Raw genomic sequence first — 24,102 nt, 5'->3', positions numbered from 1 at the left:
AATAACATGAATAAGTTTTATACAGTATTGCTATTGCCGTTTTGCCTTATGCAGGCACAAGCACAAAATATCGCCAGTGTCACCAAAGGCCCGTCCAATGTCAGCCTTGAGGGGATTTATACCCGTGCCGAGGGCTTTTTGGGCAAGTTTTTGGGTGCGTTTGCGTTATTCGCTGTGCTGGCAGGGTTTGTCTTGGTGTTTTATGGACTTAAAAACATCTATGACTTAAATCTTGGTGCAGGGCAGGGCAAAGGCACTGTCGGTACCAGTGTCATCGGTGTGGTTATTGGCTTTTTAATCGCAGGTCTGGGCGGTTATTTTTTAACCGTTGTCGGCATGGTTTCACTTTAATAGTCAATCATCATGACCAACCACCCACTCAAGCAATACGCAAGCAAAATCATGGCAGGGGAGAGTACCCCAAACGACTGGACGGAGATTTTTCAGCTGTGCCTTAGCGGTGATGAAAACGGATTGACCAGCCAACAAGCCATCGATGATTTGCTAACTCTTTTGGATTTTGGCGAATACTATTACCTGCCCATCATTGACATCGCACAAGTCATTTTACAAAAAGGCAATGCAAAACAAATCATAAGGTTTATGCAATGGCAAACACAACTCCTCAACAAAGTCCACAACAGCTACCAAACGCACCAGCGGGCTACGGCACGCTAGATTTTGCGGTGCTTGCCAACTGGCATTCTGAAAAGTCCACGCACTGTACTGACGAATATTTTGAGTACAAACAACTCACCTTTGAAAAAGCCAAACAACAAAAAGGAGCAAATCGACTGGTTTGCTGTCATTTTTGTGGCTTTCCCGATCATGAATACCTAGAACTACACCATTTAGATGGTGATCATAGCAATTTTGGCAAAATCAAAGACGATAAAGGTAACGACACCGAGCAAGACAATCTTGTTTTGGCGTGTTCGCTGTGCCACCGCTTGCACCATTTGGGTTGGATTGGCATTGAGGGCTTGGGCAAACTGCTTTATATGCCACCCAGTGCCGCCAAACAAGTCGGTTTTCATGAGCAATTTAACCTATTGCAACGCTTTTTATTACTGGTTAAACACGGTCAAGACCAAAATCAAAAACAGTTGGTAGAGTCGCACGCCTTGTTTAACAGCTTTCGAGAGGGAGAGTTTCGCTTACACCAAGCATCTCTAGAGAACGCTTATCGCCGTCACCAAGTGCGTGAGCTTATCGCCAAGGCTAAAGCCGAAGAGTTGGCTAAAAAGAGCCTAGAGAGCCAAAACAACCCTGCCAACGAACAAGAAAACCAAGGCGAAGAGCAAGACAAAACCGCCAATAAAGACCAAGAGCGTGCTTATAACGAAGATGATGAAAAATACATCGAAGAAAAAAGTGGCGATGAGTTTTATAAATCCGCCTATCTGCTCGATATTTTAGACGCTGCCGCCAGAATTGATAGCAAAAACAGACGGCAATTACAGCAAAGCGGTGAGCAGACTGCCAGAACTGCCCCAAAACGAGCAATTGACAACTTTTTGACCGCCCAAAGACAACGCACATTGGGGTTTTTTGCAATGGAGTTTGATATTGACATATTCAAACCTTGGGACGACAGGCTTGGCTACACCTTAGAACAGCGACTGGATACCTACTACAACATGTATGGTGTGGGCAGTACAGACGGTGTGGCGGAAGTTTTTGGTAAATTTGAGGGCTATTTATAATGGTGTCTTTACAGTCTTTACTAGAGCTTTTTTCACAAAGTGAAAGTAGCGAAAGTATCAACCTATTAAACCCTGATAAGTCTTTGGTGGACGCCATCGCCAACGAATGGCAAGATGTCAGTGATGATGACAGCAGTTTGTCACCTGTTATTACGCTATTAAGCCATGTTCGTAACGCCATTGATATTGACGAGGGTGTCAATCAAGACAGTTTAAACACCCATGATCTGTCTGTTTTGCGGCTGTATCAGCCACTGGTGATTGGTGCAGAGCATTTGTTAAAAGCCCCACTGTTTTCTAGCAAAATCAGCAGTGAAGTTGAGGGCTTTTTTGGTTTAACCACCTTTTTAATGCCTAAGTTTTTATCAGAAAAATTAAGATCGTGGCTACAAAGCTATCCACCACTACAAATGGGCTTTGACCATCGTTTTTGCTTGACAGACGCCGAATATAAACTCATGCGCCAAGAGCGTCTGATTGGCAAACACGCTTATTTTAGAACGCAAACCGAATATTTTGAACCAGCTTTTGTGCTGGGCGACTTATACAGCACCGTACAAAGCAATCAAGATTTTAGCAATTATCAAGACCCTGTTAAGAAAAACATGATTGTTGCCAACAATCTGTTGCATTTGCTACAAAACTCAGAAAGCACCTTGCACCGTGCCAATTTAACCGTGCTAAAACGACTGGCACATTTTCGCCTAAAAGCGTGTGTTAGCTTTGCCCAAAGCGTCAGTGGCTTAAGCTCAAACTGCCTAACCATGCCAAATGCCCACACCTTTTCTTATGCCCAGCTAAGAGGCGCGTCAAGCTGTGTGCTTATTAAAAATGCCCCAACAAGAATAGCGGCCACATTTGTGTTTATCATGGCTCAGTTGGGCTATTTGCCACTGCCAAGTGCCAAAGAACAAGTGTTGGCGTTTATTAATACCCATTTGCAAGACAAAACCGACATGCTACATATCGACAAGCAAATCGGCTACCAGTTGCAATTTCCAATCCAACAACAAACCGTACTCCAAAGCCACCAAGTGGTGAGTGGCTTGTTTACCAAACCCACATACTAAATCTAGCAAAAAGGAAAGAATTAAAGATGTCCCTGTTCGCTTCAAAAATCCAATCCGTGATTGTCAATGCGTTGGCGGCACTCAAAACCACCAACGAAGATTACTGCTCCATTGAAACCATTGACTCAAGCACCAACATCGTCTTTGAAAACGGCTCACTGATGAGCTTAATTCGTTATGATGGGTTGATGTCCATCATCACCGTGGACGAGTTTTACGACATGATTCAGTACATGGCCCGTGATTTAAACAACTTTATGGCAAAACCTGGCTATAAAATTGCCTGTGTGTTCCGCAAAGACTTAAACTCATACTCACTGCTTGAACGCTCTAAAGAGATTCAAAAGAAAACCGCCAGTGTGCTACTGCTTGATGTCGATGATTTGATTGAAGAAGAATCAGAAGAGTATCAAAAGCGGGTTTATAACGAAGAAGTGTGGTTCGCTGTCATCACTCAGCCTGTGGTGTTGGATAAAGTTGAGCGTCAAACCGTGGCAGAAGAGCATATGGCTTATGTGCGTCCGCCTATCCGCAATGCCCAAAATGTGCTGCAACCCCTAGATGTTATCCGCTCAAAACACCAAACCTTTGTGGGAGCGGTGTCATCTGCTTTGTCTAACCGCAGATTTTATTGTAAAGCCGAAGTGGTCAATGTGCTTGACGCACTAAACTTTGTCAAACGCCAAGTTGTGCCTGATTTGACTTCCAAAAAATGGATGCCAGCCACAGTGCTTGGTTCTCGAGTGGCAGAGTACTTGGGTTATCCAAACTACCAAACCCCAATCACTTGGCCAATCACCCACGACAAAAACGACATGTCGCACCTATTCCCACCAAAGCTATCACGCCAAATCATGGCCAGTACCACCATGCGAGTGATGGGTGCCAAAGAGGGCTTGCCAAATAACACCGTGTCTATGGGCGGCCGCTTATTTGCAGGCTGTATGATGGACATTGCTCCAAGTCAGCCAAACTTGTTTAATGCCTTGTTCTCAGCATTTAACCAAAAAACCAACCGTGATTTGTCTGGTAAAACCGTGACCATGCCATATTCCATCAGCTTTATGCTTACCAGTGATTGTTTGGCGAGCATGGCAATCAAGCGGGCGATGGCGGGCTTTTTGGCAAAAGTGCCACCAATCACCAATCAGAACTTGCGTTACTCACTAGACCAGCTAAAAGTCTCAAAAAATGAGGGCTTGGCAGTGGTTGGTTTGCAGATTTCTGCCATGACTTGGGTGGACGACACCCCAGAGTGCTACAAGCTACTGCGTGACCGTAAGCAGCAACTACAAGCCACGATGGAGGCATGGGGTGGTATGACCACCAAGGACAATGTTGGTGATCCATTAATGCTTTGGCAGTCTAATGTATTGGGTCTTAACCAACAACATGTCGGCACCAAAGCCGCCGTTGAGCTACCCAAAGCCTTGGCGATGTTGCCATTGACTCGCCCAGCCACGCCATTTCCCAAGGGAACCATTCCGCACAGTACCTTAGATGGCAAGCTGATGATGTTAGAAAAATTTAGTCCTTTGCAAACGACTTGGATTACTATCATCACAGGTATTCCAGGTTCGGGTAAATCCGTTCTACTAAACAACACCTTGGTGAACAGCTGTTTAATGGCAGGGATTAGTAAATTGCCATGGATTTCGGTAATTGACAAGGGTTTTTCATCAACAGGCTTTATTCAGCTATTACAAGACCGCTTACCGCCTGAACGCAAGCACTTGGTGGTTGCCAAAAAACTGCGTAAGGACAAAAAACACGCCATCAACCCGCTGACAACGCTCAAAGGCTTACCGTTTCCTTTGGAATGGGAGTTGCAACAAATGGTGTCGTTTATGACCACCATCACCACCCCAGCCGAGCTTGAAAAGCCGTATGAGGGTACAACCAGTTTTTGGACGGAAGTTATTCGCCTAACCTTTGACTCAATCCAAGACACAGGGGCAAACTCCACCCCAAAAATGTATCGTCCGCATGACAATGAAGAACTGGACTCCTTATTGCAAGAATATAAGGTGCTAAATTACCGTACTTACCAAGTCAAAGACAAGTTTGGGCGGATCATTGATGAATATGATTATGAAGTCTTTGATGAGATTTCCAACTTTTCGCTTGAGCGTAAATTGCATGTGATGAGTGAACAGGCGAACAATAAGCGTGATTCAGAGCGTTTGGCTCGTGCTGCCGACTTGGCTCACCGTTATGCCATGCCTGTGCTTGCCGATATGATCAGTATCATCAAATCTGCTGCCATTACCGACATTTACACCAACAAAGTGGCGTCCACAGAAAGTATGCCAGACTTTGCTTTGCGTGCCTTGTCAAACGTGATTGCCGAGTATGAGTGTTTTTCTTATCACACCGAGTTTGATGTGGACACCGCACGGGTGATGGCACTGGACCTAAACGATGTGGTTGATCGCCGCAACCGCCAACAAACCGCCTTATTCTTCCAAATCGCCCGCATGGTATCGGTGAAAAACTTCGCCTTGTCAGAAGACGACTTAAGATCAGGCAAAATCCCTGCGTTGTTTATGCCGTACTACGAACGCCGCCTAAAAGATTTGCGTTCTGAAAGAAAAATTTTGGCATTTGACGAATTGCACAACGCCAAAGGCGATATGGCAACCATGAAACAGTTAGAAACTGATGCTCGTGAGGGCCGTAAATGGGGTTTGGAGCTGATTTTATCTTCTCACAAATTGGGCGACTTCCGTTATGAGGGTCCGACAGAGGCAGAAACTGTGGATTTGTTGAGCTTTAGTACCACCGTTTGTGTGTGTTCAGAACCGACAGAGAAAGACTTAGACATTTTCAAAAAGTCTTTATCGTCCAACCCTGGGGTGATTAATGGCTTTGACAATATCGGACTGTCAGCACATGGTTTGACTTATTTTGTATGGTTTAAGACCAAGGCGGGTAAGTTTTCACAATATTTGACCAGTTCTGTGGGGCCAAAACGCTTGTGGAGCTTGACCACTGACCAGACAGACCGTGCGATGTTGCAGGCGGTGTCTGCCAAAGTGCCGAGCTTGAAACGAGCCATTGAAGTGTTGGCGTGGTTCTTTGGTCCTGGTGCGTCCAGTAAGGTTAAAGAACGCTTAGAGCTTGAAAAACGAGACCCAAATGCAGGGGCGATGACCAAGCAGCGTGAAGCTGGGGTGATTGATCAGATGGCGTTGGAGGCGATTCATGCTTATGAATACCACGAGCACCAAATGGCACTAAAAGAAAAGAAAGCTTGATGTAGATAGGTTAGAACGGTGGCAAGATGGCAACAGTCCGCAATCGCACGGCGATAGAACAAAGTCAAACCAAAGAAGTTGAAATTGACACAAGGAGTTTTAGCGAAAAGCTGCAAGCGTCGTTAAAAACCCATAAGACAGCGTCAATGGCGGCTATTGCTGCCCCAATCATTGGTGGACTAATGGCCCTGACTTCGCCAATTGCCGCTTTGGTTGGCTTGCCATTTATTTATGTGATTTCAAGAAAGTATTTTCACCCCAATCACCGCTTGCACAATATGCCGTTGGCAATCCCCCAACATTTAAAATTGCCTGATGGCCGAGAGCGTGTGCCGTCTGACACCAAGCTGAATAAAGACTCTATCCACAGAATGTGGGGCAAAGGCATTAGCTTTTTGGGGCATATGCGTGATGATTTGGGCTTGCAAGTATGGCTCAATAAGGCAACCGCCACCACGCACATGACCATCATTGGTACAACAGGTTCTGGTAAGACTGAGACCATTTTAACGCTACTGCTCAACCAAATGCTGGAAGATTCAGGGTTTATCTTTGTGGACGGCAAGGGTGACGCCAGTGTTATGCCCAAGGTGAATTATGTGGTTCGCCGTGTGGATCGTGATGAAGACATTTTGGTGTTGAACTTTGGTGGTTCTGCTGACCCCAATAAAAACTTGCGTAGCCGAGAAACCAACACTTTTAATATGATGGCGTCAAGCCCAGCGGCGATTTTGATTGAGATTTTGTCGGGCATGGTGTCCACCAGTGAGGCAGGTAGTGATATGTGGGAGGGGCGATGTTTGTCTTATCTGGCAGCATTGACTCGTCCATTGGTGTATCTAAGAGACCAAGAGATGATCGACTTGGCACCAGCGACTTATAACGATTTTATGGAGCTGACCCAAGTTGAACGCTTTGTCCATGATTCGCCGTATCCGCCAGAGATTAAAAAAGGCTTGAAAGCCACGATGGGGGCGCTTGACAACTTTCTACAAACCTTGCCAGGTTATAGCCCCAATAAGCTGTATCAACAAGAAACCAAGACCAATGAGCAGTTTGGTTATGTGACCATGCAGCTGACCCGAGTGTTTAACGATTTGAGTTATAACTATGGGCATATTTTTGGTTCTAAGGTGGGTGAGATTGATATTACTGACGTGGTGCTGAACCGCCGCTGTTTGGTGATTTTATTGCCAGCGTTGGAGCGTTCAGATTCTACCCTTAAGATGTTGGGACGCTTGATTATGAGTGGTGTACGGCAGATGATTGCCACCGCTTTGGGGCGTTCGCTTGAGGGTTCACGGGACTTGAACATTGATTCCTTGCCCTCTTCTTCAAAAAATATGTTCCGTGTGGTGCTAGATGAGCTGGGTTATTACATCGTGCCTGGCTTGGCGGTGATTGCTGCTCAGTCTCGTTCGGTGAATATTGCCATGACTTATGCCATGCAAAGTTATGCCGACTTGACCAAAAGCGGTTCTAATGAGGCCGAGAGTATTTGGGATAACTGTCGTGTCAAGATGATTGGTAAGATCGTAACTTCGTCTGATAGCCAGACTTGGGGCAGGGTCAAAGGTTTGGCAGGCGAGATTCGTGTTGCTGAATACTCAGGTTATGAGAAAAAAGAGGGTCTATTCGGCAGTATTCGCTGGAAAGCCAGTGGTTTTGCCAATCAGGTGCTAAAACCACGCGTCAAAGAATCTGATATTCAAGGTCAAGAACAAGGGCAGTTTCATATTTTTGTGCCTGCGGTATTCGATGGTGGCCGTGAAGTTGGCAACCAAGAGATGTTGATTTTGCCTGTGCAGATGTTTTGGGCAAGAGAAGAGTGGGTAGGCGTTGAGCTGGCGTTAAATGACTTAGTGCCGATTTCTAAAGTGGGGGCAGGCAAAGCACTGGAGATACCAACGGTTGATTTTACCAGAGTGTTAGAAAGCGATGGCAGTGTGCTGACCAAATACCACGCCTTGTACAACAAAAGTGGCAATGAGCAGGCGGGTGTTGAGTCAAAAAGTGCGTTGTTGCGGTTTATGGAATATTGCCATGAACAGTTGGCACAGGATACTTGCCATGGTCTGTTTGAAAAGATGTATTCGCTGATTGCTGATGAATTTGAAGAAAAAGACAGAAGTTTGGCGGATTTGGGTTATTCAGACGATGTGGATTCTGAGATCGTTGTTGAGGGTCAAGCCAATCTTTTGGCGTCAAGCACCGCCACAGACTCGATTTCAGCGTATGAAGAAGTGCCAGCCTTTACCCCTGACGCTGATCTTGGCTATCAAGACCAAGGGTTTGTTATGGACCCACGAGCGATGGTGTTGCATGACAGTGCGGACGATTTGTTGATGGATCTTGATGAACAGCGTCGCAAACTGGCTGAGACGATGGATAAAGAGCGTCAGTTGAGTTTGTTGCAGTCTTCCGCCAACCGCCATGAGCGGCCGACAAGTGGTGATGAGTGATTTTTGGCATTGATTGGCAATCAATGTTACACAGTTCCAATTTACAAAAAACCAACAATAAGCCAATTAGCTGGCTTGTCTAAACAATCGATTTTTATTATTATATTCACAATATATTTTAGTAAAAATAAAATATATTGCTTACAGTGAACCGTAACCAACTCACCTTAGCAATCTATAACACAAATTGCCAGTTGGATTACTTTTAGGGTTTTACAACCCAAGGCCGTACGGTTAGCCTGTTCCACTGTTCTTGGTGTCTTTCAGACAAGCCACATGGGAACAGCTTCTGAGTTTAATCGGCATTCATTGCCTGCGAAAGCTATCTTGTGCTGTTGCAGGATAAAGGCGTCGTTTTAAACAGGCAAATTTTAACAAAAGGTGAGAATGGAAACAACGAATAGAGCAGCATTATTACTTATCTATGTTTATTATTTTGTAAAGAATGATAAGGAAGTGTGACTGCAGTTTTTAACCCCTCCCTCAGCAAAAGTGGCAGCTTTTGATGGGGGGGGGTTGTCGTTGGTTGAGACCCCAACGCTGTTCATTGTAAGCACTTTCCTTTCTTTTAGCAACAAGGATTAATACATGAACAAAATCTTTAAAACCAAACGCAACTCTCGTGGGCAGTCGGTTGTCTGCTCGGAGATTGCCAAATCATCAACCAAAGGCCGTATTATCGCCTCTGCTTTGGCGGTGGCTGTTGTTGGGTTGATGAACACCGCTCATGCTGAGGAAGTCGCCATTTTAGGCACAGCCACAGGCACCAACGCTGTCGCTGTCGGCGATGATTCCTATGCCACTTCTACCAGCGGTATCGCCACTGGTTTTGGTGCTGTCGCCACAGGCACGAACATTGACCGCACTTCGTTTGACAAGCTGGCACAGGCGAACAAAACCGCATTGGACGCTTATAACAAAGCCGCTGACGCACTAAAAAACGCCAATAACACCATCGCAGCACAAAATACCGCTATTGATGGTCTGGCAAAAGAAATTGACGCACTTGCCAAGCAATCTGCCGCCAACGCGGTTAAGCTTGCCGAAAAAGAAAAATTAGACAACCAAAAAGCAGGTTTACAACCTCGCTATGACGAGGCTAAGAAAACCCTTGATGGCGTATCAGTAAACGGTAAAAACCTGTACTTGAATTTTACAGATGTACTAAACAGTCTTAACTGGACACCGCTAACCAACAACCAAAACTCAGACGCAGCTCGTAATACCGTATCAGCCGAGCTAAAACAAACCATTGAAAGAAATTTTGCGGATTTTGCAGGCAAATATACTGACGCTGATTATCGCAATATCGTTGATGGCTATATCAATCGGCAGGCGAGCTATCAGGGGACGTATGAGTATTTGGAAAATGCTTTGACAGACCAGAACAGGTTAGCGCCGTTCAACCCCTTTACTCTAAAAGATTTATATAATAATGGTTTTTTTAACACAACAAAAGATACAGCGGCGTATGCAGTGTTGGATGGGAATCACAATTCAAACCTTGCTCTTGACACTGACAGAGCTTATCAACTCAACCCCGAAGCGTTCGGAAAAGAATATATAGTCAGAGATGGTGATTCTACAAGATTAGAAAAATACGGGATGCTTAGAGACGCCCGAAGAGAGGGTGGGAGCAATTTTTCAGGTGTTCCCCAGTCTTTTCTTAATGCAAAAGTTTTACATCAGGCTAGTTATGAATCTTTAAAAAAAACTGATCAGTACAACCCAATAACATATATGTACACCGCCCCAAGACTGGACGGGTCCTTTAATTCGCGCTTCTCTGTCCTTGTTGATGGTAAAAATTTCAGCACCTTTTACAACACAGAAGTTTTTAAAAAATCAATATGGAGGTTCAACGAGTTTGGTTTGAAACCAACCAACGGCAACAACCCAATTGGCTCTCTTTTGTATGACAGAAGCGTTGGTGTTGTCACCAAAATCAACGACTACACCGTCAATAATAACAACTTAATTTCATCAGAAGACATCAAATCTTTTAAAAACCACTACAAAGAAATCAACGATCTATACACCAAAATCGACTGGAATTTTGACAAGTCACCGATTGATCTAAAAGCCTATCGTGCCAGCCTTGATAAAATCCGTGATTATAACAGCAAGATCAACAACGCACTGGATATTTACCAAAATATCATCGATGAAGCCAAAAAACCTGATGCTAACCGCAGTAAAATTGACACCATGACGGTCCAATTGATGAACTTAAAACAAGAAATCATCACTGAGGCGTACAATCCAGAAAACTGGTTTGCTGGTATGAAACTTGTCTATGACAAGAAAAATGTCGATTACTACTACAGCTTTGGTAAGCCACTGGCTGACGAGATGATCCGCCGTATCAACAGCGAGCTAAAACTGTACAACGACAAAGACCAGTTGATCGTTGAGGCGACCACCAAAGCTAAAGAAGCACAAAAAGCCCACGACGATCTTAAAGCTCAGCTAGATGACATCAACAAGAAAATCAAAGACTTGAATATCCCAGCTGACGCTGCCGCTGTCAATGACCTCAAACGAGAAAAAGAGGCCGAAAAAGCTCGCCTAGAGGGTGAAAAAGCCGCTATTGAGGCTGACCTTGCCAACAAGCAAAAAGCTGCCGATGACGCCCAAAAAGCCCTAAAAGCGTCTGAGCTTGGCAACAAAGGCCTACGCAACCAAGCGCACGGCCACATGGCATTTGCTTCAGGCAATGACGCCATCGCCATGGGTACTAATGCTACCGTGATTGGCAATGACTCTATCGGTATCGGCAGTAACGCACTGGTTACTGGCACCAACTCCATCGCTATCGGTAAAGACAATGTGGTGGCCTCTAACAACGCAGCGGTGTTTGGCAACAACATCTCAGTACCAACTGGCTTTGACAACACTGTGGTGCTGGGCAACGACTCTATGCCAACCAAAGCCAACCCAACAGCAAATATCACCATTCAAGACACGGTGCGTAACTTTGCAGGGGCTAACCCAACAGCTACCGTATCAGTGGGCAAAGCAGGGGCAGAACGTCAAATCACCAATGTAGCAGCAGGGCGTGTAACAGCATCTAGCACTGACGCAGTAAACGGCTCACAACTGTACGCTGTGGTTGAGGCGGTCAATAACATCAAACTGCCAAAAACTCCAGATGCACCAAAAGCAGCGGGCATTAAAGCAGGCGATGGTTTGGCGGTTACAGCACCAACTGATGGGGATAACAACTACACCATCAGCCTAGCACCAAAACAAGCCAAAGACATCTCCGACGCTTTGGCTGCTTCTGCCCAAGAAGAGTCAGTGTCAGCAGGTTCTGACGCTGTTACGGTAAAACAGGACAAAGTCAATGAAACTGGCGGTAAAAACTTCGCTGTTGATTTATCAGACGCCACTAAATCTAAGCTGGCAGACGCTGGCAAGAAAACCTCTGTGGGTGCAGGTGATGGTGTTGTCGTGAATATGGCAGGTAAAAACGCCACTGGTGGTGATATTTATAATGTCTCGTTGTCAGACGCCACTAAAGCACAAATCGCCAAAGAAACCACTGCCAAGGCGGGTTCTGATAAAGTTACCGTCAAAGAGGGTGCTAACAGCACTGGTGGTAAAGAATACACTTTTGACCTATCAGACACTGCAAAAGCCGACATCGCCAAACAAGCCAGCACTAAAGCAGGCTCGGATAAGGTTGTGGTCAAAGACGGTGTAAATAGCACTGGTGGCAAAGAATACAGCGTGGACCTGTCAGACGCCGCCAAAGCACAACTGGCTAAAGAAGAGTCTGTCAAAGCAGGTTCTAATACTGTCACTGTCAAAGAGGGAACCAACGCAACAGGTGGCAAAGAGTACAGTGTGGATTTGTCTGACACCGTTAAGGCCCAACTGGCAGACGCTGGCAAGAAAACCTCAGTCGCTGGCGGTAACGGCGTAACCGTCAAAGTTACTGGCAAAAACGCCACTGGTGGTGACATCTACACTGTCAGCCTAGATGACGCTGCCAAAGCCCAGCTGGCCAAAGAAACCACTGCTAAGGCAGGTTCTGACTCTGTCAGTGTGACTGAAAGCGACAACGCCACTGGCGGCAAGGAATATACTTTTGACTTGTCAGACAAAGCCAAAGCTCAACTGGCTAAAGAAGAATCTGTATCAGCAGGTTCTGACGCTGTCACGGTAAAACAAGACAAAACCAATGCCACAGGTGGCAACAACTACTCAGTGGATCTATCCGCCAAAACCAAAGCCGAAATTGCCAAGAAAACATCGGTTACTGGCAAAGATGGTGTAATAGCTACTGTTGCAGGTAAGAACGCCACTGGTGGTGATATTTACGCTGTTGGCTTGACCGCCGATACTCAAGCTGAAATTGCCAAGAAAACCTCTGTGGGCCAAGGTGATGGCATTACCGTTACTGATGGTGGTAAAAACGCCACAGGTGGCAATATCTACAATGTTGCCTTGTCAGATAAGACCAAGGCTGACATCGCCAAACAAACCTCAGTGGCAGGTGATGATGATGTTAAGGTCACCAAATCTGGCAAAAACAGCACAGGTGGGGATACTTACACCGTAGGCTTGACTGATAAAGCAAAAGCTGACATTGCCAAGAAAACATCGGTTACTGGCAAAGATGGTGTAATAGCTACTGTTGCAGGTAAGAACGCCACTGGTGGTGATATTTATGCTATCGGTCTAGACGCTAAGACCAAGGCCGACATCGCCAAACAAGCCAGCACTAAAGCAGGATCTGACCAAATCACTGTTAAAGAGGCGACCAATGCCACAGGTGGTAAAGAGTACAGTGTAGATTTGTCTGATAAAGCCAAAGCCCGATTGGCTAAAGAAGAGTCCGTGTCAGCAGGTTCAACCGCCGTTGTTGTTAAGCAAGATATGGACAACGCCACGGGTGGTAAAAACTTCAGCGTTGATTTGTCCGCTGAAACCAAAGCTGACATCGCCAAACAGGCAACCACCAAAGCAGGTTCTGCCGATGTTGTCGTTAAAGAGTCAATGAACAGCACTGGCGGCAAAGAGTACACCGTGGATTTGGCAGACACCACCAAGGCTGACATCGCCAAGCAAGCATCTGTATCAGCAGGTTCGCCAAATGTGGTCATCACCCCAACAATGAACGCCTCTGGCGGTGTCGATTATGCCGTTGATGTGGCCAAGCAGTTGGATTTGGGCCCTCAAGGTGCGGTGAAAACTGGCGATGTGGTTGTCTATGCAGGCGGTCTGCATAACGGGGGCAATCGTATCACAGGCGTTGCTCCAGGTATGGCGGGCACTGACGCTGTGAACTTAGACCAGTTGTATGGCGTTCAAAGCCAGCTACAAAGCAATATCAATGCCGTTAGCAATGAGCTAAAAGCGGGTATCGCTGCATCGTCAGCCTTTGTAGAGGCTCCGACAGTCGCTGGCAAGTGGACTTATGCCGCTGGTGCGTCAAACTACGCCAACCATCAAGCCGTGGCAGTCATGCTTCGTAAGACCGCTGATAACGGCCGCTGGTCATTCACAGGCGGTGTGTCGTCAGCAACCAAGAAAGGTGAAACCATCGTTCGCCTAGGCGTATCTGGTGTGTTCTAATCTTTTCTAGCAAAAACCCAAAAAGATGGGCGGTAATTAACTGTCCATCTGAACAAATACCAAATTTACGGAGCTAATATAAAATGAAACCTTTAAAACTTCTAGCGGCCACCTGTGCTGCTTTGTGTGCCAGTACTGCCTTGGCTGCTCAAATTGTACCTGCGTCAGACGATGTTGTTTTTCCTGACTTTGATAAAAAAAGTTATCTAAAACAAGTGCAACGCTATGAATTGGCTGATGTCATGCGTCTAGATGTTGGCATGGACAAAGACCATGTGCGTAAAATTCTAGGCAACCCACAGTTTAACGAGGGCGTGTTTAAAAACAACAAATGGAACTATGTGCTAGACATTCGTGTGCCATACACCGAAGACTATGTGCGTTGCCAATTGCGTGTTGATTTTGACAAGAAAACCGCCCAAGCCTTGCATTGGCAGGGTGAAGAGGGCTGCTTTAATATCGAAGACAAAGCACCGATTGTCACCGTGGTTCAACAGCAACCTGTGGTTATTCGTGAACCTGCCCCAGCACCTGTGGTCAAACAAGCGGTGAATGAAAAGGTGAACCTAGCCGCTGACGCTTTGTTCGCCTTTGACAAATTCAACGCTCAAGACATGCTGCCAGCAGGCCGTGCCACCTTGGACGACTTAGCCAAAAACCTAAAAACCATCGAAAAACAAGGTTCTGTGCGTGTAACCATCGTTGGCCACACTGACCGCTTGGGTGATGATGCTTATAACTTGCGTCTGTCGCAACTGCGTGCCAACACAGTGCGTAGTTACCTGATCGATCGTGGCGTACAGCCAGGCAATTTGGTGGCCTTTGGTGCAGGTGAATCAAGCCCTGTCAAACAGTGTTCAACCACTGGCTCAAAAGCCGAGCAAGTCAATTGCTTGCAGCCTAACCGCCGTGTTGAGTTACATATCCAAGCTGAAATTGCCAAGCCATAAGCAAAAGCAAATCAAGCAACAAAATGCCTGCAAAATTTTTTTGTGGGCATTTTTTAACAGTGCGATTTGGCGACAATTGACAATTCAAAAGATATATATTAGAATTGCTTACAAATATTGTGAACACAAAGTAACAAATATTCCTTTCCCCGATAAAATAGGTAATTTCAATGGCTATTCAACGCAAATCTACGCAAACCACCCCTGTGGCGCAAACAACCACGCCTACCCAAAATGCCCAGCAAGCAACGCTTGGCAATGGTCAAACGCAAAACACCACTGCCAATAACAAAGTCACCCCAGTTACCAATTCAAGTAAAGACCGACTGGACGGTCTTAAAGTTTTGTTGTTGCCTGTGTTGATGGCAGCCTGTTTTGGCGGTGGCTTTTATGCAGGTGCTAACGGTTATCACGGCCCAACCACATTGAAAAACCGTGCTGCCGTTGAAGAAAAAGTGGCCACTTTCGGGCAAATCAAAGATTCTGAAACCAAAGACGGTTTTACCGCTTTTCAGCTGGGTACTGAAAATGGCGACACTGTGTTGTATTCAACCAATGACGGCAAGCATTTCATCTTAGGTGAAGTTTATAAAAACACCGAAGACACACCATCATTATTTGCTGAGTTTTTAGAAAAAATCAGCAGCCAAGCCCCGCAAGCGCAACCTGCCGAGAGCCAAGCTGCTCCTGGTGTTAGCTATGAAAATGTCGGTACGGTAGTTGGTGAGTTTAGCGGTGAAGTACCAAGCATTATGTCGGTGCTAGAAGAGATGGGCGGTTATAAAGAAAACGCCAGTGTTGCCCCTGAAAACACCGTTTATGTGTTCTATGACCCACGCTGCCCATACTGCCACAGCTTATTTGACAAGAGCCGTGAGCTAGACCAAGCAAATGTCACCATCAAGTGGCTACCAACCATCGCCTTGGGTAATGACGGCGGCGATCAATCTGACGCTTTGCGTTTGGCAGCAGCAGGTCTAAATATCAAAGACGCCCAAGAGTTGCGTGCTTTGTTTGACCGCACTTCACAAGGCGTTGATCATGTCAGCGATGAAATGCGTAGCAAACTGGACGAAAACCTAAGCAGCCTGTACTTTGCTGCCGACCAAATGTATGGCGAGGGTTCACGCCGTGGTGTGCCAGCTGCCATCTTCCTAGATAAAAAATCAGGCAAAGTGCAATTGGTTTACGGCCTGTCCAATGACAACATTTACAACGCTGTCTTTGGCTTGAACAAATAACGGAAACACACAATGAATGTAGAATCACAACAACCCAAATCATTCAATGGGATTTATGCCTTAGATCCCAAAGTTGACTTTAGCATTGCCAAAATTGCTGGCACAAGCATTGATTTGACCCTAAACACCACCGAGCAAGACCAAAATCAACAAGAAGTGGTTTTGTTGTTGGACACCAACGATTGCATGGTTGGCTCAAGACCTGTATTTTTCAATCTCAAAGGCTTTGATAAGTTCAAATTTGCCATTGATGAAAAAACCAGCAAAACTTATGCCGTGGTTGAGGGCACAGTACTTATCGATCACCCCAAAGGGTTCACCACCCTAAACCCATCGTATGCCTATCCTGTTGTTGGTGGGGCAGTTGATGTTGAGCTTGCCGATGTTACCAAAGCAATTTATGACGCTTGGAGCCAAGCTGAAAACAACATCTACTGGCAATTGACCACGCCAAACAGCGACACCGATATTAACGATGTCCAACCATTAGTGCCAAGCCCTGATGTGGTACAACAAACGCCAACAAACGCCCAAAACCGTCAGTTTTTTGAGCAGCACAACCCACAAATGGCAACTGGCGACAACTTGCAATCCGCACAAAACCCTGTGCCACCAACAGACATTGTACTGCAAGGCAAACAAATGCTGTTCCGTAAAGAAATGCTGTACATCCTAGGTGTCATCGCCATTGCGGTGGTTGCTTATTTTCAAGGGGCAAATGCCAAACAAAATACCTCTAGTAGTGTAAGTGTAAGCCAGACAAGCACACAAATGGCGGCCCAAGCAGACTCTACACCCAACCTAATCAATGATCAAAATGGGCAAGGTGCGGTTGTCAATGCCGATGTGGTCAGTCAAGTTGCCTCAGACACCACCAGAGAGATGTTAAAACAAATGGGCGTTGATCCAGACGCACCAAAACAAGACCTTGGTTGTCTTGTCCGCTGATGTGAGGTTCTAAAATGGCTGGTTCTTTTATGCTTGGCAACAAAGGTTCTGATTCACCACAGGCACGCATGGCAGAGATTGCCGCCAAAGCCGAGCGGATCAGTAAAGAAGAGGCAACCGCATTGGCTGCTGGCATTCGCCTAGGGTATTACTTAGGCTGCCACAATGCCTTACAGCCTGTGGAGTACTCACCCACCGCTGGCACCATCATGCCTGTGCGTGTGGTGCAAGAATCAGCCATTGGCATTGGCAAAACCCCAACAGGGGCGTTGTTTCTAACTTTCTTACTGCAACAATACCTGTGGGAGATTGTCCGCCCCTTAATACCAATTTATGCGGTGATTGAAGAGGGTAAACAAAGCCTTGCCATTCGCATGCAAGAAACCATCGCAGGGGAGCATAAACCCAGCTCGTTCATTTTAAGTTTCCCCATTCGCTCAAACAACCTATGGTCAATGATTTTAAGTGGCAAACACAGCTTTGTTACCTTAGGTTGGGGGCAAAAACAGATTGATATTGGGGAAGATGGCCGAGATCGCCATGTCATCACCTGCAAAGAAATCCAAACACAGTGCGTACCTATCATGCACCAAAAAGATTTGCGCAATCGCAAAGGGGCAGGTTTTTATGGCTACTAAACCGCTACAAATCACCTGCAAACCGCACTTTTGGGATGCAAACGAAACCGTCCCACAAAAACTGTGCTACACCGATGAAGACAAATCGGTACTTAGCGAAAAAATCCAAGCACTGTGTGATACGGCACTGGCGGACAATCAACGGCTGATTGAGGCCACCAAGCAAAGCCGTGGCTTTGACATTATGGCTTATTTGGACGCTATCCATTACTTACAAAACACCATCAACGAGCAGTGTTTGCACCTAAGAGCACCAACTGCTGATGATATGGGTGAATTTGGGGTGTATTACCACCAACGAGCAGTGCCACACATTTCTCATAGAGGCTATTTCACCGCTCATGACGCCAGTTTGGTGCTGGTTTTGCCGATTAAAGGCAGTCTGTTTCCTAAAATGCGGCGGATTTTTGGTTATCACAACACCTTAAGCACTGACCAAGCCATGTACAAAGACGAAGAATTTTTGTCAATTTTAATCCCTTTTGATTTAACGGTGCTAATCAAAGAACAAGACATGCCAAAAACACCTGTAATCAGAACAGGTGAGACCGCTGCCGAGCTGTACGACGCTTTTGGCGATATTGATTTATTCCATCACATTTTAACGCCAGCACCAATTGCAGGGTTGGCAGTTGGCAGAGATTTGCAGTATTCACTGGGCTATGTGGTTCACTCCGACATTTTGGCCCAAACTTTGATTGAAAAAGAGCTGGTATCCCCGAACACAATCGGCTTTGAAAATCTGAGTGACACCTTGCAAATCAGCAATGCTTTTGCCTTGCAAATGCTCAAAGAACGCTATCGCATTCCCATTGAGCAAAGTTATATAGACAGCCTGCGTAAAGCAGAAGACAAGATGTTCGAGCTTGACCAACAAGGCAAGCCAATCATTGTCGAATTTTGTTGAGGATACCACCCCGTGAACTTCCAACTCAAGCCATTATATTTAAGTATCTTTTTACTGCTAGGCACATTGGGTACGATTGCCAGTGCTAATAACATTGTTGGTGGCGTGCCTAAGCAGACCAATGCCAGCAAAACTGATGGCAAAGCCGCTAACAAGTCTGCCAATGACAAAGATGGTAAAGCTGGCGATAAGGTGATCAGCACCAAGGATAAGCCTGTGGCACCGCCAGAGATGTCAGGCAATGCCGCAGCAGCTGCCGAGTTCTTAAAAACAGGGCGTCCAGCCAATTTAAGCTCTTTGCAAATGCCGAATAATAAAAATTGGGAGTCGCAAGGGCGGTTTGGTGAAAACCGTGGCAGTCGCCCGCACCGTGGGGTGGACATCAACAACGCCTTGGGCACACCATTAAAACCTTTGGATAGTGGTGAGATTGTAACCAATGCTTCGCAACTAACCAAAGATGGCGGTGGCCACTATGTGTCGGTGCGTCGTGACAATAACGGTAAAGGTGGCACCACCGATGGGTTTCGCTACCTGCATATGCAGTACAAGTCAGGTTTTGCGCCAGGCTCAAAGGTCAGTCGCAATGATGTGATTGGTTATGAGGGCGGTACAGGTGCAGGTGGTATCCATGTACATATGGACTATGGTGTACCGTTCGAGCGGGTTCGTAACGCTTGGATTGATGGCAGTGGCAAAATTTTGGCAGTTCGTTTGGGTCAAGGCAACACCAAGAATGACCAGCGGGCTAAGAACATGAGCATTACAGGGCTGTATAATACCGACCCAACGCCGTATTTTGACAAAGATGTACTGTTTACAGGTCTTGCATTAGGTCCAGGCTATGTCAAATACTACGGCACTTCTTGGCGTACTCAATTTAATACCCTGTACGGTACAAACTTACCTATCGATCCAAAAGCCAAAAAACCAACGGCACAGCTGCCAGCCACTTACCTAAATCAGTTAAAAAACACCTACGCCAACACGCAAGGCTTAACCCCCGAAGAGTTGGCAGCGGCTCAAAGAACGCTTGCTGAGGGGGCAATGGTTGCTGACAGTGCAGGTTATGATGTTTCTGGTCAGTATGTCTCACAGCGTGTGTTGGCAAGCTTTATGTTGGTTGATGATGGTAAAGACTTTGCCACCATGCCAGGTTTGATGGATACAGGCGACATCACACAAAAATCCCCAAAAGAGCTGATTTTACAGATTGGCAATAAGCGGTATGGCAACCCACAGTGGGAACAAGACATGACGGGATTAAACTCTAAGGGTTTGATGACCGAATACTTGATGATGAACGCCCAAGAAAACTTTATCAAGCAGCAGAGTGCTGAAGTGCGGTCTCGCATTGAGAACATGCTTGCGGTGTCCAACCTTGCTCAACTAGAGGAGTACAAAAAGAAAATCGAGGCACTGCAAGTGACTGCCGAGGCGGACAAAGTGCCTAGCATGATTGACCTTAAACTTGAGGCCAGCGGTGATGAGTGGGTGGATACAGGTTACTGGGGTAACTGTGAGCCAACAGCCGCTGTTGCTGGCGGTGGCTCTGCTGGCGGGGCTGCCGAGGCGCCTGCGACTTCGTTTGGTAAAGAAACGATGAAATTTGGCAATGTTTCAGTGACTGTGGACCACGGTAAAGACGGTAAAGGTGAGTACTACGATGTTAGAACTGAGGGGGATAAGCCTGGCACGTACAAAACAACCAGATACTATCGTCAAAAATCTGCGCCAGCGAACGCCTTAAAACCTGTGCCAGCAGGTGTCGGTACAAAAGCAGGCATGGTGATGCACGAAATGGCGATAGGGCCTTTAGAGAGAATGGTTGCTGCTGCTAAAAAAGACGGCGTGCGTTTAACCGTTATGTCTGCTCATCGAAGTGTTGCAAGACAAAGAGAACTTATCACAGGCCGCCTAAATGGCAAAGGCAAAAACTACAGAACACCTGAGAATGTCTTTGCGTCTGGTTCAATTCCTGGCACTTCTGAACACCACACAGGTTTGGCACTTGACTTCTGCGATGTGTACTCGCATAAATTCAAGCCAGGCGGTGAGTGTTACGAACAAGGTAAGTGGTTAAGAAAAAATGCGGCCACGTATGGCTTCACTCAATCTTATCCAACAGGAAATGCACAACATGTAATGCCAGAAGAATGGCACTTCGCCTACACAGGCACACCTGAGGCCAGAGAGTTGCTAAAACCAATTGGCGCACCTGGATCATCAAGTGGTGGTGCAACTACTGGTAGTACAGCAACCAGTGCGGCAAGACCAGCTGGTGGTGGTGCGGCAACTGGTGCGGCGGCAGGCAGTGGCAAAGCTTACTATATTGGTGATAGTATTGCGGCTGGTGGGGCCAACCAAGGCGGTACAACACTAACAACCACTGAAGCTGCATGGACAGCCAAAGGTGCTGGTGGTAAAGGCACTCAAAAAGGCATTCCAGGGCAAGCGGTTGTCGGCTCTAACCCTGCAGGCGTGTTGTTAATGGTGCAAAACCATGCCAGCAAGCTTAAAGGTCAAAATGTGGTGCTGTCATCAGGTGCATCTAACTCTGGTGGCTTGACAAACAACCGCCGTTTGAGCAAAACTGAACTGGATACCATCGAAAAACAAATCCAAACACTGCAAAATGCAGGGGCGAGTGTTACTTTGATGGGCGTTGCCAATAACTTTATCCATGGTGCTGACATTGGTAGAAATGTCAACCAACAGTTAGACGCACTGGCTAAGAAATATAAGATTTCATTTGCAGGCGGGTTCACTGCAACAGATGGTCTGCATGGACAGTACAACATCGCCAAAACGGTCAAATCCGCTGGTGCCATCGGTGAGGGTGGTGGTGCACCAAGTGGTGAGGCTGCTGGTGGTAATTATGGATATTGTGCGCCAAATGACACAACAGGTGCCGACGCCAGTGCAGGGCAAGGTACGCCTGCGACGAGAGCGGCGAAAGCGGCTCAACATGCCACCCGCAACTGGCAAGGAAGCCGAAGAAATGGTAAATGTGCTACTTTTGTTCGTCAAGATTTGCAGGCAGGGGGCTACAGCTTCACCCCTCAACCATCAGCCTATATGTACCACTCCGAAGGTATTTTAAAACAAATAGGCTTCACCCGCTTAAATGCTGATTTGACCACCTTTAAGCCACAGGCTGGGGATATTGTGGTCTGGGATCGAAGACCTGGCAAACCACACGGTCATATTCAAATTTATGACGGAACCCGATGGGTATCAGACTTTAGACAACAAACCCCTTACCCTTGGGCGGGCGTTAGAACGGGTTATACCATCTATCGCGATTTATCTAGAGCTGGCAACAGCAAATAAAATAAAAACTCCCAAAAAAAATTGGGAGTTTTTATTGCCGAACTGCTTAAGCTTTGCTAAAATTGTCAAATACTAACAAAATTTTAAGGGAGTTATTATGAAAACAAACTTGTTGTTTCTATCAATTACTTTGATGACGGCGACAGTGGCTTCTCCCGCTTTTGCTGGAGATTACGACGCTGGCCCAGCTGATATTGATGATTTTAAGCGAGGCGTCGTCAAGAAGACAGGCAGTTTCTTAGTAGATCATTGCTACAATGTAGAAGATTCTAATATCAAAAATGGCAATTACAAGCCAGCCCAACATAACATCAACCTTTGCGACTACAAAAAGTCAGGCAAAATTTTAGAAAATGCTTTCAAACAGCCAACAAACTTCAACAAGAACTATGTCTTACACCAGCAGTCTTACAAAGATCTTCGAGGCAAAACTCTTTACTATTGGTTTGCAGTAAATAAAACCAATAAAAAAGTTGCGGTTTTGCCTTTGGTAGGAAAAATCAACAACCCAAACAAAGCAGACAATGTTGTTTTTAGCAAAAACAGCAATAAATTTTGTGTTAATGCCAATGGTAAATTTGGTTTATGGGATTATGGAAGTGTCCACTCAGCGTATCCAGCATTTGATTATATGCCATTAGACGGTCTGAATGCGAATGCTTGTTTTTATCTCAAAGAAGACAGAACGGGTGTTTATTGGAGCCAGTGGGGCAACTAATTCCACCCACTCACTTAAGCCCTCAAATTTGGGGGCTTTTTTGTGGGCAGTGGCAAGGCTTACTGTATTGTTGGTGGTGTTGCGGTTGGTGGGTTAAAAACTGCAGCCACACTTCCTTAGCTTTGCCTGGCAAAGGTAAATGTGCGACCTTTGTTCGAAAAGCATTGCAAGCGGCAGGATATGAGTTCATACCTAAAGCTTCGGCTTATATGTATGCTAACGGCACTTTGAAAACAATGGGTTTTAGTCAAATTAATAAAGATGGCTATGTTGCACAGGTGGGTGATATTGTTGTTTGGAATAAGACTCCAAAAAACCCACATGGCCATATCCAAATCTATAATGGCACACAGTGGGTGTCGGACTTTAGACAGCCGAATTTCAATCCTTACAGAGACAAGTCTTCAGCAGGCAGCTATACCATCTGGCGGGATTTGTCAGCAGCAGGCAGTAACAAATAAAAACAGCAAAACCCCAATTTCTTGGGGTTTTGTATTGATTGGATAATCTTGTTTTGGTAGAATCTTTGCATATCAGTAGGATTTCGAGGGAAAATCATGAAAAAAGGTTTAATTTTTACTTCAGCAATTGCGGTATCTGTGTTATCAGGTGATGTTTTGGCAGCCCCAAAAGCGGTTGCCAATGAAGCATATGCCATTGAGGAGCTTGGTGATAACTTTTCTCGTGATTCTATTAAAAAATCTGGCTCTTTTTTGGTTGATCGTTGTTACAATGTGGAAGAGTATGCCATCAAATTAGGTGCTTACAAGCCCTCGTCACGCGACATCAATTATTGTGATTACAAGCGCTCAGGGAAAATCCTAGAAAAAGCTTTCAAAGAACCAACCAACTTCAATAAAAACTATGTCTTGCACCAAGAAGCCTATACAGACGCCAAAGGCAAAACCCTATATTCGTTAATTGCGGTCAATAAAACTAATAAAAAAGTTGCCGTCCTACCACTATCCACAAAAATAAGCAAACCAACCAATCGGAACACAGGCTTGGTTTTTAATAAAAACAGCAATAAATTTTGTGTGAGCAATAAAGGTAAGTTTATTGTTTGGGATAATTTAGGAAACTTCCCTTATGACGGCGATGCTATAAATGGCTCCTGCTTTTGGTTAAAAGAGGACAGACAAGGTCCTTACTGGTCTTTACAACAGTAAGTATTCGCAAAGGCACAACCCCAACCCAACAAGCCCTGCCGATTGGTGGGGCTTTTGCTTGCCAGTCACAGCAGGCAATGCTAATTTTTCCTTGACATTGTCTCCAAACCTGCTAAAATA

General features: G+C 45.8%; 16 protein-coding genes. All 16 read left to right on the top strand.

Going from position 1 to position 24,102, the window contains the following annotated elements; translation table 11 throughout:
* Positions 1-6: 6 nt before the first annotated feature.
* The gene (locus ACFBZI_RS11415; RefSeq protein ID WP_375716494.1) at positions 7-351 is read left to right on the top strand and encodes a hypothetical protein; all 345 of its coding nucleotides are present in this window, start codon (positions 7-9) and stop codon (positions 349-351) included.
* Between the two features lie 12 nt (positions 352-363).
* On the top strand, positions 364-678 hold the full coding sequence (locus ACFBZI_RS11410; protein ID WP_375716493.1) for a hypothetical protein: 315 nt from the start codon (positions 364-366) through the stop codon (positions 676-678).
* Positions 609-1,706 (top strand): hypothetical protein, encoded by a 1,098-nt coding sequence (locus ACFBZI_RS11405; RefSeq protein ID WP_375716492.1) that lies wholly within the window; start codon positions 609-611, stop codon positions 1,704-1,706. The genes ACFBZI_RS11410 and ACFBZI_RS11405 overlap by 70 nt, the downstream gene beginning before the upstream one ends.
* On the top strand, positions 1,706-2,776 hold the full coding sequence (locus tag ACFBZI_RS11400; protein WP_375716491.1) for a hypothetical protein: 1,071 nt from the start codon (positions 1,706-1,708) through the stop codon (positions 2,774-2,776). The genes ACFBZI_RS11405 and ACFBZI_RS11400 overlap by 1 nt, the downstream gene beginning before the upstream one ends.
* Positions 2,777-2,802: 26 nt before the next feature.
* Positions 2,803-6,033 (top strand): putative type IV secretion/conjugal transfer ATPase, encoded by a 3,231-nt coding sequence (locus ACFBZI_RS11395; protein WP_375716490.1) that lies wholly within the window; start codon positions 2,803-2,805, stop codon positions 6,031-6,033.
* Positions 6,034-6,059: 26 nt separating this feature from the next.
* Complete coding sequence (locus ACFBZI_RS11390; protein ID WP_375716489.1) at positions 6,060-8,495, top strand: type IV secretory system conjugative DNA transfer family protein; 2,436 nt, start codon at positions 6,060-6,062, stop codon at positions 8,493-8,495.
* 588 nt (positions 8,496-9,083) lie between these two features.
* Positions 9,084-14,078, top strand: a complete 4,995-nt coding sequence (locus tag ACFBZI_RS11385; RefSeq protein ID WP_375716488.1) for a hypothetical protein — start codon at positions 9,084-9,086, stop codon at positions 14,076-14,078.
* A gap of 83 nt (positions 14,079-14,161) precedes the next feature.
* A complete protein-coding gene (locus ACFBZI_RS11380) occupies positions 14,162-15,028 on the top strand; it encodes an OmpA family protein (RefSeq protein ID WP_375716487.1) in 867 nt (288 codons plus the stop codon).
* A gap of 170 nt (positions 15,029-15,198) precedes the next feature.
* The gene (locus tag ACFBZI_RS11375; protein ID WP_375716486.1) at positions 15,199-16,269 is read left to right on the top strand and encodes a hypothetical protein; all 1,071 of its coding nucleotides are present in this window, start codon (positions 15,199-15,201) and stop codon (positions 16,267-16,269) included.
* Between the two features lie 12 nt (positions 16,270-16,281).
* Positions 16,282-17,217, top strand: coding sequence for a hypothetical protein (locus ACFBZI_RS11370; protein ID WP_375716485.1), 936 nt, complete (start codon positions 16,282-16,284; stop codon positions 17,215-17,217).
* 14 nt (positions 17,218-17,231) lie between these two features.
* The gene (locus tag ACFBZI_RS11365) at positions 17,232-17,855 is read left to right on the top strand and encodes a hypothetical protein (RefSeq protein WP_375716484.1); all 624 of its coding nucleotides are present in this window, start codon (positions 17,232-17,234) and stop codon (positions 17,853-17,855) included.
* Positions 17,845-18,762 (top strand): hypothetical protein, encoded by a 918-nt coding sequence (locus tag ACFBZI_RS11360; RefSeq protein WP_375716483.1) that lies wholly within the window; start codon positions 17,845-17,847, stop codon positions 18,760-18,762. The genes ACFBZI_RS11365 and ACFBZI_RS11360 overlap by 11 nt, the downstream gene beginning before the upstream one ends.
* 12 nt (positions 18,763-18,774) lie before the next feature.
* Positions 18,775-22,095: a D-alanyl-D-alanine carboxypeptidase family protein gene (locus ACFBZI_RS11355; RefSeq protein WP_375716482.1), complete on the top strand. Its 3,321-nt coding sequence runs from the start codon at positions 18,775-18,777 to the stop codon at positions 22,093-22,095.
* A gap of 97 nt (positions 22,096-22,192) precedes the next feature.
* Entirely contained in the window at positions 22,193-22,813 is a 621-nt protein-coding gene (locus tag ACFBZI_RS11350) for a hypothetical protein (protein ID WP_375716481.1), read from the top strand.
* Positions 22,814-23,049: 236 nt separating this feature from the next.
* Positions 23,050-23,274 carry a hypothetical protein gene (locus ACFBZI_RS11345; protein WP_375716480.1) on the top strand — a complete coding sequence of 75 codons (225 nt, stop codon included), beginning with the start codon at positions 23,050-23,052 and terminating at the stop codon, positions 23,272-23,274.
* A gap of 96 nt (positions 23,275-23,370) precedes the next feature.
* Positions 23,371-23,982, top strand: a complete 612-nt coding sequence (locus tag ACFBZI_RS11340) for a hypothetical protein (protein WP_375716479.1) — start codon at positions 23,371-23,373, stop codon at positions 23,980-23,982.
* Positions 23,983-24,102: the final 120 nt, after the last annotated feature.

Origin of the sequence: Moraxella marmotae, assembly GCF_042219885.1 — a bacterium.
Lineage (GTDB): Bacteria > Pseudomonadota > Gammaproteobacteria > Pseudomonadales > Moraxellaceae > Moraxella > Moraxella marmotae.
This window is presented reverse-complemented; position numbering and strand designations above follow the sequence as displayed.

Bases quoted from the DNA above. Each gene is read 5' to 3' on its own strand.
- ACFBZI_RS11415 (WP_375716494.1), top strand. From the start codon at position 7: ATGAATAAGTTTTATACAGTATTGCTATTGCCGTTTTGCCTTATGCAG.
- ACFBZI_RS11410 (WP_375716493.1), top strand. From the start codon at position 364: ATGACCAACCACCCACTCAAGCAATACGCAAGCAAAATCATGGCAGGG.
- ACFBZI_RS11405 (WP_375716492.1), top strand. From the start codon at position 609: ATGGCAAACACAACTCCTCAACAAAGTCCACAACAGCTACCAAACGCA.
- ACFBZI_RS11400 (WP_375716491.1), top strand. From the start codon at position 1,706: ATGGTGTCTTTACAGTCTTTACTAGAGCTTTTTTCACAAAGTGAAAGT.
- ACFBZI_RS11395 (WP_375716490.1), top strand. From the start codon at position 2,803: ATGTCCCTGTTCGCTTCAAAAATCCAATCCGTGATTGTCAATGCGTTG.
- ACFBZI_RS11390 (WP_375716489.1), top strand. From the start codon at position 6,060: ATGGCAACAGTCCGCAATCGCACGGCGATAGAACAAAGTCAAACCAAA.
- ACFBZI_RS11385 (WP_375716488.1), top strand. From the start codon at position 9,084: ATGAACAAAATCTTTAAAACCAAACGCAACTCTCGTGGGCAGTCGGTT.
- ACFBZI_RS11380 (WP_375716487.1), top strand. From the start codon at position 14,162: ATGAAACCTTTAAAACTTCTAGCGGCCACCTGTGCTGCTTTGTGTGCC.
- ACFBZI_RS11375 (WP_375716486.1), top strand. From the start codon at position 15,199: ATGGCTATTCAACGCAAATCTACGCAAACCACCCCTGTGGCGCAAACA.
- ACFBZI_RS11370 (WP_375716485.1), top strand. From the start codon at position 16,282: ATGAATGTAGAATCACAACAACCCAAATCATTCAATGGGATTTATGCC.
- ACFBZI_RS11365 (WP_375716484.1), top strand. From the start codon at position 17,232: ATGGCTGGTTCTTTTATGCTTGGCAACAAAGGTTCTGATTCACCACAG.
- ACFBZI_RS11360 (WP_375716483.1), top strand. From the start codon at position 17,845: ATGGCTACTAAACCGCTACAAATCACCTGCAAACCGCACTTTTGGGAT.
- ACFBZI_RS11350 (WP_375716481.1), top strand. From the start codon at position 22,193: ATGAAAACAAACTTGTTGTTTCTATCAATTACTTTGATGACGGCGACA.
- ACFBZI_RS11345 (WP_375716480.1), top strand. From the start codon at position 23,050: ATGGGTTTTAGTCAAATTAATAAAGATGGCTATGTTGCACAGGTGGGT.
- ACFBZI_RS11340 (WP_375716479.1), top strand. From the start codon at position 23,371: ATGAAAAAAGGTTTAATTTTTACTTCAGCAATTGCGGTATCTGTGTTA.